Origin of the sequence: Parasaccharibacter sp. TMW 2.1884 (assembly GCF_023337695.1) — a bacterium.
Taxonomy (GTDB): Bacteria; Pseudomonadota; Alphaproteobacteria; order Acetobacterales; family Acetobacteraceae; genus Bombella; species Bombella apis.
This window is the reverse complement of sequence record NZ_QORR01000001.1, coordinates 110,715-124,135: the sequence shown is the minus strand read 5'-3', so window position 1 is coordinate 124,135 and position 13,421 is coordinate 110,715. Positions and strand designations below refer to the sequence as shown.

Here is a 13,421-nt window from a genome sequence, read left to right as displayed (position 1 = left end):
CATGTCACTGCTGATCGTTGCCCTCATCTGCCTGTTCATCGGGCTGCCCATCGGCCTCAGCCTCATCCTGCGGATGAAGGTCTCCAGCCAGACGGACGACCCCACCCTGTCCCTCTACAGACGTCGGCTTGATTCGCTGGAACGGGACCGGAAGGCCGGCCTGCTGGAAAAACAGCCCTATGATGCAGCCCGCATCGAGACGGAGCGGGAGATCGTCAACCATGTCTCCACCCCGCCCCAGAGCCTCTCCGGTGCAGGCAATGCCCACAAGATCATCGGCCTTGCCACCCTGCTGCTCATCCCCCTGCTGGCCCTGCTGCTCTATGCCATCAATGGCCAGCCCTTCTTCGGACCGCAGCCTGCCAGCCAGATTCCAGCATCCGCCTTCAGGACCTCGCCCATCAGCCCACCGGCCAGCACCATGACACCATCATCCACTTCCCAGAGTGGCCAACAGCCATGAAACCCGGTCCACTCCCCCGCCTGACACGCAGTGCGGCCACCCGTCTGGACAGCACCCCGCAAAGCCTGCCCCCACGCAGCATGAGTGCCTGCCCCTGCTGCCATCAGCCGCTACAGAACACGGCCAGTGTCTGCCCGCACTGCCGGGCCGAAAAACATTATGGCCCTGTGAAACGGGAGGTCCTGCTCTCCTCTCTCTGCGGTCTGGCGCTGGTCCTTGGCCTCACCCGGCTGCTTTTTCCCCAGCTCTTCGCCCCCTTCTCCCCATGGTTGATTCTGCTCATGCTGGCAGGACTGGCCGTAGGGTTCATCTTTGCCCAGTTCCGCTTTGCCGGAGACCGGTGGCTGCACCTCCACAAAGACTGAAGGCGGGTTCCTTTTCACCCTTCATGAGCCTATCATCTGCCCCGTTTTCCAGCCTGCATGATTCCGGAGGATCATACCCATGTCCGCTACGCCATCTTCCCATCCCGTCACCCAGCGTGGCATGGCAGTGCTGAATGATCCCCTCCTGAACAAGGGCACCGCCTTCCCCTGGGAAGAACGCACGGCCCTGGGGCTACATGGTCTCCTTCCACCCGGCATCCACACGCTGGAAGAGCAGGTCGCACAGGCCTATGAAAACATCATGAGTGAAACGGACATGCTGGACCGGCATGTTCGCCTCCGTGCCATACAGGACACGAACGAGACCCTCTTCTATGCCCTGTTGCAGAAGTATCTCACGGAGCTCATGCCTGTCGTGTACACACCGGGTGTAGGGCAGGCCTGTCAGGAGTTCTCCAGAATCTGGCAGAAACCACGGGGGCTCTTTCTCTCCGGGTCGGACCGTGGGCACATGGCAGGTCGGCTGGCTGCCATCCCCAATGACGACATCCGCCTTGTCATCGTCACGGATGGTGAGCGCATCCTCGGGCTGGGCGATCTGGGAGCCAATGGCATGGGCATCCCCATTGGCAAGATTTCCCTCTACACGGCCTGCGCCGGGATCAATCCAGCCCTGATGATGCCCATCATGCTGGATGTCGGGACGGACAACGTCGCCCTCCGCAATGACCCTACCTATATCGGCAGCCGCACCCCCCGCCTGAGAGGGCAGGACTATGAAGACTTCATCGAGGAATTCGTAACGGCCCTTCAGGCGCGCTGGCCGGGCTGCCTGCTGCACTGGGAGGATTTTGCCGGACGCAATGCCGCACCACTTCTCCAGCGTTATCGGAACCGTATACCCAGCTTCAATGATGACATTCAGGGCACGGCAGGCATTGCCACGGCTGCCATCCTCAGCGGCCTGAAGGCCAAAGGCGAAACACTGGAGCAGCAGTGCATTGCCTTTGCAGGCGGCGGTGCGGCGGGTATTGGCATTGCCGGGCTTCTCCTTGCCGCCATGAAGGCCGAAGGGCTGTCGCAGGAAGAGGCCCTGAAGCGTTTCTATATCGTGGACCGCCAAGGCCTGCTGACCCATGACATGGACGGGCTGAGCGAAGGGCAGGCCCTCTTTGCCCGGCAGGATGAAACAGCCCAGAATGGACAGGGCCGGACTCTGGCGGAGGTCATCAGCAAGAATCACCCGACCATCCTCATTGGTGTTTCCGGTCAGGCGGGCCTCTTCAAGGAAGCCATGATCCGGGAGATGGCGTCATACTGCTCCCATCCCCTCATCTTCCCTCTCTCCAACCCGACAAGCCATGTCGAGGCCACTCCGATGGACATTCTGACATGGACAGGCGGACGGGCCATCGTCAGCACGGGCAGCCCGTTCTCCCCGGTTGAACTTGATGACCGCAGCATCATCATTGACCAGACCAACAATTCCTACATCTTCCCCGGTCTTGGGCTGGGGGCGCTGGCCTGCAAGGCAGAAAACATCAGCGAGGGGATGATCATGGCCGCAGCACAGGCTGTTGCGGCCCTCTCCCCGATGCAGGCCGGGGGCAGCAACCTGCTTCCCCCCATTGAGACCATTCATGATGTCGCCCTGAAGGTTGCCCACGCCGTAGCCCGGCAGGCCCAGGAAGAACAGCTCTGCCCTGCCCTTGATGATGAAGCCTTGCAGAAAGCCCTCTCCACCCTGAGCTGGCGGCCCCGCTACCAGCCCTACCGGGCAGCCTGACCCTCCCTTTTCACCCTACTTCCGGCAGGACCTCTTCATCATGGCAAACCGTACAGAAACTGATGGCCTCGGCCCGATCGACGTTCCCCAGACAGCCCTCTGGGGGGCCCAGACCCAGCGGTCACTCCGCTATTTCAGCATCGGGCAGGAACTCATCCCCCGTGAGATGATCGAGGCCTATGCCATTCTCAAGCGGGCCTGCGCCGTAGCCAATGCGGCCAGCGGACGGCTGGAAAAGGACAAGGCAGAGCTCATCGTCCGCATCTGTGACGAGATCATGAGCGGAATGCATGACCGGCACTTCCCTCTCCATGTCTGGATGACTGGCTCCGGCACGCAGTTCAACATGAATGTCAATGAGGTCATCGCCAACCGGGCCAGCCAGATGACCGGGCAGAAACTGGGCAGCAAGAAGCCGCTGCACCCGAATGACCATGTAAACATGGCACAATCCACCAACGACACCTTTCCCAGTGCCATGTACATCGCCAGCGCCCTGACGGCCCATCGCCGCCTGATCCCGGCGCTGGAACGCCTGCACGGGGCCATTGCCCACAAAGCCGCACAGTGGAAGCACATCGTCAAGGTAGGGCGGACACATCTTCAGGATGCCGTGCCCATCACGCTGGGACAGGAATGGGAAGGCTATGCCGGGATGCTGGAAGACAACCTCCAGCGGCTGGAGCAGGCCCGTGACGGACTGCTGCCGCTGGCTCTGGGGGGGACAGCCCTTGGTACGGGCGTGAACACCGACCCGCAGTTCGCTGCCCGGGCCTGCAAGGAGATTGCCCGCCTCACCCAGCTGGACTTCACCAGCGGGGCCAACAAATTTGCCCTGCAGGGAGCACATGATGCTCTGGTGCATCTCTCCTCTACCCTGCGGACGCTGGCGGGCAGCCTCTTCAAGATCGCCAACGACATCCGCCTGCTGGCCTGCGGACCCCGGGCGGGGCTGGGTGAGCTGAACCTGCCGGTGAATGAACCCGGCTCTTCCATCATGCCCGGCAAGATCAACCCCACGCAGGCCGAAGCCCTGACGATGCTGTGCCTTCAGGTCATGGGTAATGACGTGGTCGTGGGCATGGCGGGCGCTGGCGGAATGCTGGACATGAACGCCTACAAGCCCGTGATGATCCAGAACATCATGCAGAGCCTGACCCTGCTGCATGACGGCATGGAGAATTTCCGCCGCTTCCTCATCGAGGGCACGACCGCCAATGAGGACCATATCCGCCAGCAGCTGGACCATTCCCTTGTGCTGGTCACGGCCCTGTCCCCCAGCATTGGGTATGACAGAGCCTCGCAGGTCGCTCACCATGCCGTGGAGAACGGTCTCAGCCCCCGCCAGAGTGCGCTGGCTCTCGGCTTCATGACGGGTGAGGAGTATGACCGTGTGGCCGACCCGAAACTGATGCTCCAGCCGAACATCAAACCACCCAAGGGCTGAAAATCTATCTCCACGTAAATGAAAGGGGCCCAACGGACTGCTCCGTCAGGCCCCTTCTGCCATGTCATGCTGCTGTCACCGAGATGAAGCAGCGACAGGAAAAAGAATGATCCGTCTCTCAGACACGATGGCTTCTAGGCAGACGGCCATAGGCAATAACATCAACCGGGTCTCTGGAGCTGTTCCAGAAAGCAGTCCGCCCCTGATTATGGGCCAGCTTGCTCAGCGTGAACCCGTAACGGTCACAGACATGCTCTTTTGTCACACCGCACGTATTGAAGACATTGCCATCGTAGTAAGACGGGACAATAACCATAACCTTGTCACTGAGAAAACTCACAGGGAACCGGATGTAATCGCCGTTACCGGCAGCCACCCTGAAACGGATGTGATCCCTCTCCACGATGAGCGTGTTGGTAATGATCTCAGACATTGATCCTAACCTCAATAATCACTTGTCGAAACGGACACATGAACAGGCTGCGTTGACGTAATGTTGACCCCCGTACATCCCTTCGGTGGAAAGACCAGCCCTGTCAGGGACGTCTGGCCTCCATTGATGAACACTTCCAGGCTGCTGGTATCGATCAGGATGGTGATGATCATGTTGGAAGTCGCATTGCTCTTCAGACCTGCCGGAATGGAATACGTCTTTCCCCAGCCCTCAGGTGGTTCATTGGGATAGCCGGGATACAGGATGCCTGCTCTGGTCCTGTCAAACGTGATCTGACCGCTCCGGTAGATGATCAGGTCGGTACTGTACTCCGTGCCTTCCACCCGGCCCTTATTGACGGATATGCGTACTTCCTCTGGCCAGTGACCATCAACCTGATCCAGCACAACATCCAGACGATAGCAGTCCGACGTCTCTACCTCATCTGACGCAAAATCAGGATTGCCCTCACCACCTATCGTCTGCCTGGGGCCCCCTATCCCAGTGATACCATCCGCTTTTTCCACAGGACATGTGTAGACTTTCTGCCGGCCACTGTAGTCAGTCTGTATCCAGCAAGCCCTGGGATAGGACTGGATGTTCTGGAAACCCTTATAGGGTGAAGGCAGAAGCGAGTAATCCCAATTACCCAGCCAGCACCCCACATAGGTCGACCTGCCATTGCGGCCTGCCACGGTCGCATAGGAATCCGGCCCGTAATCCAGAGGGATGGCCTTGGCCTGCTCATCCGGAATAAACTGCGTGCCATCCCACGCCCCCAACCAAGCCACACAGCATTCATGCGACTGGGTCCCACCAGGATAATCACCCTGCACGGCTCCCAGTATCGCCCACTTATGTCCCAGAGTATTCCCATGATCATCGACGATTTTCAGCTTCATGACATTGGGGCACTCCACCAGCGGTCCTGGTCCTTCCATGCTGGAAAGAAAATCCCATGACGTCCCATTAACGCTGCGAAAGAACGCAAATCGTGTTCCGATCGTCGTTGCCATCACCAGCTGGCTGTTATCGTCATCCCAGAATACACGGCAGTCCCTGAAGTCCCGCCCCTCATCACGCACGGATTCCGGCACGAGATCAGGAGAACAGCATATCCCCAAATTGTACGGAACCTCGCCGAGCCTCTTCGCCACCAGGAGATATATGGCCTGCAAGACAGGGGCCGGGCCAGATATGTAATAATAGACACTGCCCCGACCACGGCCCAGCCTGTCTTCTTCATCCACCCACACACTTCCGGACCAGTACGTGCCGGAAAGACTGCTATTCTTGTCGATGAAGACATCCTTGCCGGAAGGCTCACGATCATCATCCGACGTCATCGCATCGATGGTAGGGCCGCTATAAGAAATCCACGACGTCGTTGGAAAACCGCTGTTAGGAGTCCATTCCGGGTTTCCCAGAGCCCACGTCCTCCACAGTCTGGCCTTCCGGTCATAAACGTAGTTTTGACCGTCATTCTGCCATTTGTGTCTGCCGGGGACCGGTACAGGAGCCAGATGCCTCTTAGGATAATACGCTACCGAAACATTGGACAGGTCCGTCATAGACAAAAACCTTTCGCGAAAAAATCCGATGACAGTACCGATAGGGCACACATGGCCCCGTCTCATGAGAGCGTTGCCATAAAAATTGTGCCATCTACGGCAAATATTATCAAAAATAAGAATCGTGACCATAAAATGACAAACAACATTGGTATGTTGATTCTAAATTAATGATTTGACAGATTAATTTACCACTATCAACGCCCATACTCATGAAACAGTACATTATATTAACAAAAATCAATTTTCATAATTGCTTTCATGAACCACCAGAAGGGATACTCATGTGCCAGCCTCTACAGAAAAAGCCCGCATGGACACACCATGCGGGCTTTCCCTTTGATCCATCAGACAGGGGCCGCCTCCTGAACGACCTTCCTCCATTTAATTTAAAATTTGTAACGGAAGTTCCCAGACCCGCCAGAGCTGGTCTGATGCCCGCCATACTGACCGACATAATCGACATTCACGTCGATCCGGTCCGTCAGATGCGCCGCAAAACCCGTGTTGATCTGCGCCGTACTGACAGAAAGTGGGGTCCCCTGCACGCTCATGCCATACCCATCACCCAGCGTGGAGAACCCTTCCCGCACGGAGGCGTTCGTCCGCCCGAAGGCCCGACGGTATCCGGCCTCCAGATGAGGCGAGAAGATAACCCTGCCAATATTCACGCTCGTGGCCAGCTTGACCCCGACCGTGGAGAACCCGATGGAACTGTTGCGTCCCTTCACGGCAAGAGCCGTCTCAGCTCCATGTTCATGGAAGCCGGTCTGGTCATAGTTCAGGTAGGTCATCCGGGCAAAAGGCTCGACCTCAAGCGGGAGGCGGCTCTCACTGGCAAAAACCATGCGATACCCCGTCTCTACAAAGGCCTGCCCCGTGCCGGTCCGGTTGTTGGAGGACAGACGACCCGCATAATCACCATAGGTGACACGACGGCTCGTATGCAGCATGTTCCAAGAATAGCTGAGGCCTCCCTTGAAGGTGATGGCCGCATTGTCCGTCAGCCCACCGACACGCCACGCATTTCCCACATAGGCACCGATGGTGGCGGAATTGGCATGGGCCGAAGAGCCACGGCCTGACTGCACACTGAACCAGTCACGCCCATAGGCCAGAAGCCCGCCAAGACGCCAGCCACCTTTCAGCCCCGTGTCAGCCCCCATGATCCAGCCCACGCTGGACTGGCCCATATGCGCCGCACCGGCAGCTCCACCGGACTGGCCACCCTTCTGTCCATAGACCGTCCCCCAGACGGAGACATGACGGGTCGGATCCACATCGCAGTAACCGCTCGTCTGCTCCCTGCCATCATGGGCATGGGCACGCAGCGCATCCCCTGCACAGTCCAGACGGTCCACCACGGTTTCCTGAACATAGAAACTGTCATTGACCATCGCCGTCTTGGCACTGGCATTGATCTCACCCGAGAGGGCATTATAAGCCCCGCGGACCTGCTCACCCGTCTGCATGGCGGACCCGGCTAGGGCATCCATGAAGCCTGCCGATGTCCCAGCCCGGTCCAGACTGCCGGCAACTTGCCGCTCGTTACGGTCCTGCGCATAGGCATTGAAATTCGCCACACGCACATAATCCATAATCCAGCTGCGTCCATCCTGCGCTTCCGATACCATACCACTCAGGAAAGCCGTGCTCAGAGGGGATACCGCCCCCTCATCACTGCTGGACATCCGGGCCTTCTCACCCAACTTACCGGTAGCTAGGGCCCCATCGGCCAATTTCAAGATAGTTGTCCTGTAATGCTGCCGCATGGCCATACTGGACAGATTGCTGACCGTAGCCGCAACCTGTGCCCCGTTCAGGTGGTTCTCGGTACCTGCCAGCGTCAGCGATGTGGCTGCTCCCTTACCGCCATCCAGCGTCACGCCAAGGGAAGCGTTCGGGTCCAAGGACAGGTTGTGGACCGTCCCGCTGCCGGAGATCATGGCCCCGGCGGCCACGTTCGTGGCACCACCAAGCGTGCCGTTCACGGCCAGCCCGCCCTGACGCACGTTCGTCGTGCCGTCGAAATGACTGTCATCAACAGACTGGGCCAACGTCAGGAAACCCGTTCCGGTCTTGTTGAAGGTTCCGGAACCGCTCAGGGAATTATCGAGACTTTCCGTGCCATTCTCCTCGACCGTCAGCGTACCGTCCACGGCAATGCCGTTCGTGCCCAGAGACTGCGTTCCAGCCGTGACATCAGCCTCCTGGGCAATCTCCGTGCCACCAGAATAATAGTTCGTCCCCCTGAAGACGACATTCTGCCCCTGAACGATCAGCCCGCCCTGACCGAACAAGGCATCACCATAAGAGGTGTTGCTCCCTGTCAGCGTCAGCGTCGAACCGTTCCCTAGATACCCCGTGCCATAGCCCGTCAGGGTGCCGATCCCGGCCTTCGCATTGTCGGCAACGACGAAAAGATTTCCCGCTCCCTTCAGGTCACCCAGTACGGCTCCGGAATTTCCCGTCATGTTATCATGCACCGCCAGCAGCAGGGACCGGGTCTGCGGGTCTGTCGTTCTGGAAAGCTGCGCCTCCACATAGGCCTGACGGCTGGCACTCATCCGGCCATCCGTCCGGTCCAGTCCGGCAACCTGGTCAAGCTCCTGCGAGCCATTGCTCTTCAGCGTGCCGATGCTGGCACTGTCCGCCAGCGTGACCATACCGGACTGCTGGTCCAGCGTTCCTGTCACCCTGCCCTGGCCGCTCAGCTGCACCGTGCCCATATTGGTCATGGAGGCCACCTGCCCCGTACCGGAAATGGTGGCCTGACCACTGCTGTTGGACACGTCCCCCGTCTGACCAGTCACGGAAAGCGTGCCGTTGTTCACGATGCGGCCAACCTGTCCAGCCACATCCAGCTCAGCCCCCTGTGCCACGGAAACCTGGCTCCTGTCGGAGATCACCGCATTCCGGGCCACGTCCAGCGTGCCGGCCAGCACACCTGTGGCACCGCCATAATCGTTCCGACCCGCCAGCGTGACGGTTCCAGTCCCCGTTTTCATCAGGCCTGTCTTGGACGGACCATCATCCACGATGGACGTGGCAATCGTGCCACTACGCCCTGCCTCGGCATTCACGCCCAACATGTTCTGGCCATTGCTGGTTGGCACCGCTGCCAGTGCCCCACCGGTCAGCGCATAGCCACCAGAGCCGAAATTGACGACGGAGGCCTGAGTAGGCTGCAAGCCGCTCCCTTCAACCGTAATTGTCCCGCCTGATCCAACAAAATTTGGGGGAGCTATAGGAGAACCCATTTGTCCATCAAAAACACCATATGAAGTCATGACGGCATCACCACCAGACCATGATGTCAAAGTAATTTGCTGTGTTTTCTCCCCACTACCAGACGTACCCGTACCGCCAGTCGTGCCCTCATGGGCCGTAGCCGCACCCGTATTGTCTGCACCAGTCGCCGTGCCAGTCCCCGACGTGTTGGCTGTACCGCCTGTTCCTCTCCCATCTGTGGTGACCTGAGCTACCATGACGTCAACACTCTTTGCTGCGTCATCATGGACGTAGCTGAGCATCTGCCCGGCTCTGGTTGGCAGCAGCGTGGCCTGCTGCTGCCCGGAAAGCGTGCCCGTATAATCGATCAGATGATAGATGCCAACATCGACAGCACCATTCTGCCCCCTGTTCTGCCCGACAATTCCCGCAATCTGAATGTTGCCACCCAGCGTTACATTGCCGCTGACTTCAGCATGGGAATTATAGGCATCCCCCTTATTCCCTTTGTCTGAGGTCGTCCCTTCATAAAAGGTTGTCGTGCTGCCTCCGGCAAGATTCAGGTCACCATACAGCTTCAGACTACCGGCACTCGTAGCCGTACCGATGTTCAAGCTACCACCATCCGAGACCGTAAAGGTGCCCTGCCGCTGCGTGTTGAAGGTTGATCCCTGATTTTCCGGCACGAGACCAAGCGGCTTCATACCCGTCACCGTGGCCGTACCACCCTGATTGATGGCTATGTTACCCGCACCATTCTGGCCGCCCAGAACGGCAAAGGAACTGTCCAGATTCAGCTGCCCACCATGATCAACGATGATGTCGCCAGACCCTTTCCCGCCATCGACTGGGCCGATCCAGAGACCACCATTCTGGAGATTCAGCTGAGCAGACTGACCCACCGTACCCGGATTGACAAAATTACCGGACGCATCATACCCGACCTGATTCCCAGTGACATGAATGACACCATGAGCTTCACCTTCAGAATAATAAGGATTGGTATTCATGCCATTTGTTCGATCATCCGGGCCATTCCCTGCTGAATTCCCGAGATAAACACCACCATTAATCCCGCCGCCGGACACAAAAAGAGCTGCACCATTAGCAATCCATAATGTCCCATGAGACGCCCCATAAAACGGGGTAAAACCCAAATCAGGATTAGACGTAAAAAGAGACATGACGGAGGAAGGCACACGGCCAGTCTGCTGACCTACAACCAGCTGTTCAGTATGTAAAGACGTCCCCTCATCACTTACAACAAGCGTTGCATTATTAGAATCAACTCCACCTCCACCATATACAGGACCGTTTGATGTACTCTCAGTGAAGTATCCGTTATCATACCCTCCAGCAACCCGAAGCTCCCCAACATCTACCTCTGCTCCAGCGTGAAGAAATGTGTTCCCCATCTGTCTTGGCGTAATATCCTCTCCCGAATGGTATCCGTTACCTGAAATATCAAATAATCCAAGATTGTTAATTTTTACCTGTTTAAAATCTGAAAAAGAAGAATTTACAGAAAAAAGCGGATATACTACCGAATATGACGAATTTGAACCAGAAGAAACGTACTTAGTATTTGATGATGGGAAACCTGCCATATCTAAGTTCCCATCACCTTTAATAGAACCTGAAAAATGACTCCCAGAACCATATATGTACAATTTTCCGACAACAGAGAATTGAGAACCATCTCCCTGTATAGGAGTCTTCGTGTTAATAAGAGAGATACCTCCACTGCCATTTATTGAATTAAAAGAATTATAAATACTATTTTGAGCGGAATTTATGCGCAAAAAACTTCCATCTTTAATATTCAAATCAGGATATGACACCTCTTTTATATTGCTGTTTGGATATAAATTCTTCAAACCAGAAGCAACACCCCCACCACTGTTGCCGTCCTGAATATCAATAAGTATTCCATTGTCTATATTTATTGTTTTTATATCATTTGATGAAAATCCTATATTTCCTCCACCTACCGAAAGGGAGCCACCACCTTCTAATTTTAAAGTGTTAGCATTTATTGAATAGTATGACACATAACTATTATATGGACTCTTCCCTCCACTTATAAGGTTAAGATCACTCAGTTTATTGTAATCATTATTCGAAAGTCCATCGTAGTTATTATTTCCACTTCCGAACAATACTTCCTGCCCTACCGGCACTGAAACAGTTACAGTACCAGATTGACCATTCACCTGCGTAATAACGTCCATCGGCTGCATGACATCAGCCTGAACAACACCCATCACCCCGACCGTCAAAGCCAGAACGCTCACAGACATTCCAATACATCCGAGATATCTTTTCTTATTATGATGTCCTTTACAAGAAGAAGAACAAAAATCTAGATTACCAAATCCCTTAAAAGAAAATAGATTATACCTAGGCACCGTTCTCACTCCAAAGAATCAAAAGGACATACTCTATGTATATACATATTTTATTGCCATTCCTATTCACAGAAAGACAATTCCTTACATAAAGTTAACTTAATTTCATTCTGTGACTTTTCAACCACACAAAAAAAGCCCGCATGGACACGCCATGCGGGCTTTCCCCTAAGCCAATCAGCCAAATTCTCGCTTACTGCTGGATCAGATTGCCATCCTTGTCCACCAGTGTGATGGGATAATCCCCGGAGAAGCAGGCATCGCAGTTTGTATGGTTCTCCACCGGGCGCCCCTGATGACCAAGGGCACGGTAGAGGCCATCGAAACTGATGAACGCCAGACTGTCCGCATTGATGGCCTTGCACATCTCTTCCAGCGAATGACGGGCGGCCAGAAGATGCTTCTCGGAGGGCGTATCAATCCCGTAGAAGCAGGGATGTTTGGTCGGTGGAGAAGTGATGCGCATGTGCACTTCCTTCGCTCCCGCTGCCCGGACCATGTCCACAATCTTGCGGGATGTTGTGCCGCGCACGATGGAATCGTCCACCAGAATGACCCGGCGTCCTTCCAGCACGGCCTTATTGGCCGAGTGTTTCATCTTCACGCCAAGATTACGGACCTGATCAGTCGGCTGGATGAACGTCCGGCCCACATAATGGTTGCGCACGATGCCCATCTCATAAGGCAGGCCACTCTCATGAGCATACCCGATGGCAGAAGGCACGCCAGAATCCGGCACAGGCACGACCACATCAGCGTCGACCCCACTCTCCCGGGCCAATTCGCCACCGATGCGGGTTCGCACTTCATAGACGGACTGTCCCTCCAGCACGGAATCCGGCCGGGCAAAATAGATGTATTCAAAAATGCAGAACCGGCGGCCAATATCCCCAAACGGCCAGAGAGATTTCACCCCATCCGCATTGATGACGACAATTTCACCCGGCTCGATGTCACGCACATAATCAGCACCGATGATGTCCAGCGCACAGGTCTCACTGGCCAGCACCCAGCCGCCCTGTTTGTCCTCATGCCCGGGCATGCGGCCCAGAACCAGCGGTCGCACGCCCAGCGGGTCCCTCATCCCCAGCATCCCGTCATCCGGTGTCAGGGTAATGAGGGAATAAGCCCCCTTGATCTTCTTTGCCGCATCCATCAACCGCTCGATCACCGTGTCATAGAGCGAAATGGCGACAAGATGGACGATGACCTCCGTATCCATCGTGGAATGAAAAATACAGCCACGCTTTACCAGCGCCTTGCGCAGGGTGGCGGCATTGGTCAGATTGCCATTATGTGCCACGGCCAGACCACCAAAGGCGTAATCGGCATAGATGGGCTGGACATTGCGCACATGGCTGCCACCCGTTGTGCCATAACGGTTGTGCCCTATGGCCGCCTCCCCCGGCAGGCCTGCTATCACGTCCTGATTGCCAAACACATCTCCGACGAGGCCCAGCGCCTTGTGCTGGTGGAACGTATCGCCATCAAAACTGACGATACCGGCCGCCTCCTGACCACGATGCTGGAGGGCATGCAGGCCGAGAGCTGTCAGCGCTGCCGCATTCGGCACACCCCAGACACCAAAAACACCACATTCCTCATAGGGACGACTGGACGATTCAGGAAAAGACATATCGATGGAGCAAACCTGACGGGCGAATCCCGCTCATATCTAAGTGGCACAGCGGCACAGGCAGCCAACCCCTTGAAAAAACCGGCCATTGCCCTTCTTCAGGGCAGCCTGTCCGTCAGG

9 protein-coding genes are annotated in these 13,421 nt (G+C 56.2%); 5 read left to right on the top strand and 4 right to left on the bottom strand.

What is annotated here, in order from left to right:
* Window position 1: 1 nt before the first annotated feature.
* From ccmI to DTI93_RS00540, 4 genes are all read left to right on the top strand, one after another.
* The gene (gene ccmI / locus DTI93_RS00555; protein ID WP_248630349.1) at window positions 2–463 is read left to right on the top strand and encodes a c-type cytochrome biogenesis protein CcmI; all 462 of its coding nucleotides are present in this window, start codon (window positions 2–4) and stop codon (window positions 461–463) included.
* Window positions 460–828 carry a hypothetical protein gene (locus DTI93_RS00550; RefSeq protein WP_052349162.1) on the top strand — a complete coding sequence of 123 codons (369 nt, stop codon included), beginning with the start codon at window positions 460–462 and terminating at the stop codon, window positions 826–828. Before ccmI ends, DTI93_RS00550 begins: the two co-directional genes overlap by 4 nt.
* Window positions 829–907: 79 nt before the next feature.
* The gene (locus tag DTI93_RS00545) at window positions 908–2,575 is read left to right on the top strand and encodes an NAD-dependent malic enzyme (RefSeq protein ID WP_249079313.1); all 1,668 of its coding nucleotides are present in this window, start codon (window positions 908–910) and stop codon (window positions 2,573–2,575) included.
* A gap of 40 nt (window positions 2,576–2,615) precedes the next feature.
* Window positions 2,616–4,022 carry a lyase family protein gene (locus tag DTI93_RS00540; protein WP_086441324.1) on the top strand — a complete coding sequence of 469 codons (1,407 nt, stop codon included), beginning with the start codon at window positions 2,616–2,618 and terminating at the stop codon, window positions 4,020–4,022.
* Window positions 4,023–4,140: 118 nt separating this feature from the next.
* On the opposite strand, the gene DTI93_RS00535 is transcribed toward DTI93_RS00540, so the two are convergent.
* From DTI93_RS00535 to DTI93_RS00525, 3 genes are all read right to left on the bottom strand, one after another.
* Window positions 4,141–4,455: a hypothetical protein gene (locus DTI93_RS00535; protein WP_249079311.1), complete on the bottom strand. Its 315-nt coding sequence runs from the start codon at window positions 4,453–4,455 to the stop codon at window positions 4,141–4,143.
* A gap of 11 nt (window positions 4,456–4,466) precedes the next feature.
* Window positions 4,467–5,801 carry a GH32 C-terminal domain-containing protein gene (locus tag DTI93_RS00530; RefSeq protein ID WP_249079308.1) on the bottom strand — a complete coding sequence of 445 codons (1,335 nt, stop codon included), beginning with the start codon at window positions 5,799–5,801 and terminating at the stop codon, window positions 4,467–4,469.
* A gap of 614 nt (window positions 5,802–6,415) precedes the next feature.
* Window positions 6,416–10,267 (bottom strand): autotransporter outer membrane beta-barrel domain-containing protein, encoded by a 3,852-nt coding sequence (locus DTI93_RS00525; protein WP_249079306.1) that lies wholly within the window; start codon window positions 10,265–10,267, stop codon window positions 6,416–6,418.
* A 394-nt stretch (window positions 10,268–10,661) separates the two neighbouring features.
* Between DTI93_RS00525 and DTI93_RS00520 the strand changes: the two genes are divergently transcribed.
* Complete coding sequence (locus tag DTI93_RS00520) at window positions 10,662–10,904, top strand: hypothetical protein (protein WP_249079304.1); 243 nt, start codon at window positions 10,662–10,664, stop codon at window positions 10,902–10,904.
* A gap of 954 nt (window positions 10,905–11,858) precedes the next feature.
* Here the strand turns inward: DTI93_RS00520 and purF are convergent.
* The gene (gene purF / locus DTI93_RS00515) at window positions 11,859–13,301 is read right to left on the bottom strand and encodes an amidophosphoribosyltransferase (protein ID WP_043560928.1); all 1,443 of its coding nucleotides are present in this window, start codon (window positions 13,299–13,301) and stop codon (window positions 11,859–11,861) included.
* Window positions 13,302–13,421 lie beyond the last annotated feature (120 nt).

Excerpts from the sequence above, each read along its gene's own strand:
- ccmI (WP_248630349.1), top strand. The coding sequence starts at position 2 with ATGTCACTGCTGATCGTTGCCCTCATCTGCCTGTTCATCGGGCTGCCC.
- DTI93_RS00550 (WP_052349162.1), top strand. The coding sequence starts at position 460 with ATGAAACCCGGTCCACTCCCCCGCCTGACACGCAGTGCGGCCACCCGT.
- DTI93_RS00545 (WP_249079313.1), top strand. The coding sequence starts at position 908 with ATGTCCGCTACGCCATCTTCCCATCCCGTCACCCAGCGTGGCATGGCA.
- DTI93_RS00540 (WP_086441324.1), top strand. The coding sequence starts at position 2,616 with ATGGCAAACCGTACAGAAACTGATGGCCTCGGCCCGATCGACGTTCCC.
- DTI93_RS00535 (WP_249079311.1), bottom strand. The coding sequence starts at position 4,455 with ATGTCTGAGATCATTACCAACACGCTCATCGTGGAGAGGGATCACATC.
- DTI93_RS00530 (WP_249079308.1), bottom strand. The coding sequence starts at position 5,801 with ATGACGTCGGATGATGATCGTGAGCCTTCCGGCAAGGATGTCTTCATC.
- DTI93_RS00525 (WP_249079306.1), bottom strand. The coding sequence starts at position 10,267 with ATGAATACCAATCCTTATTATTCTGAAGGTGAAGCTCATGGTGTCATT.
- purF (WP_043560928.1), bottom strand. The coding sequence starts at position 13,301 with ATGTCTTTTCCTGAATCGTCCAGTCGTCCCTATGAGGAATGTGGTGTT.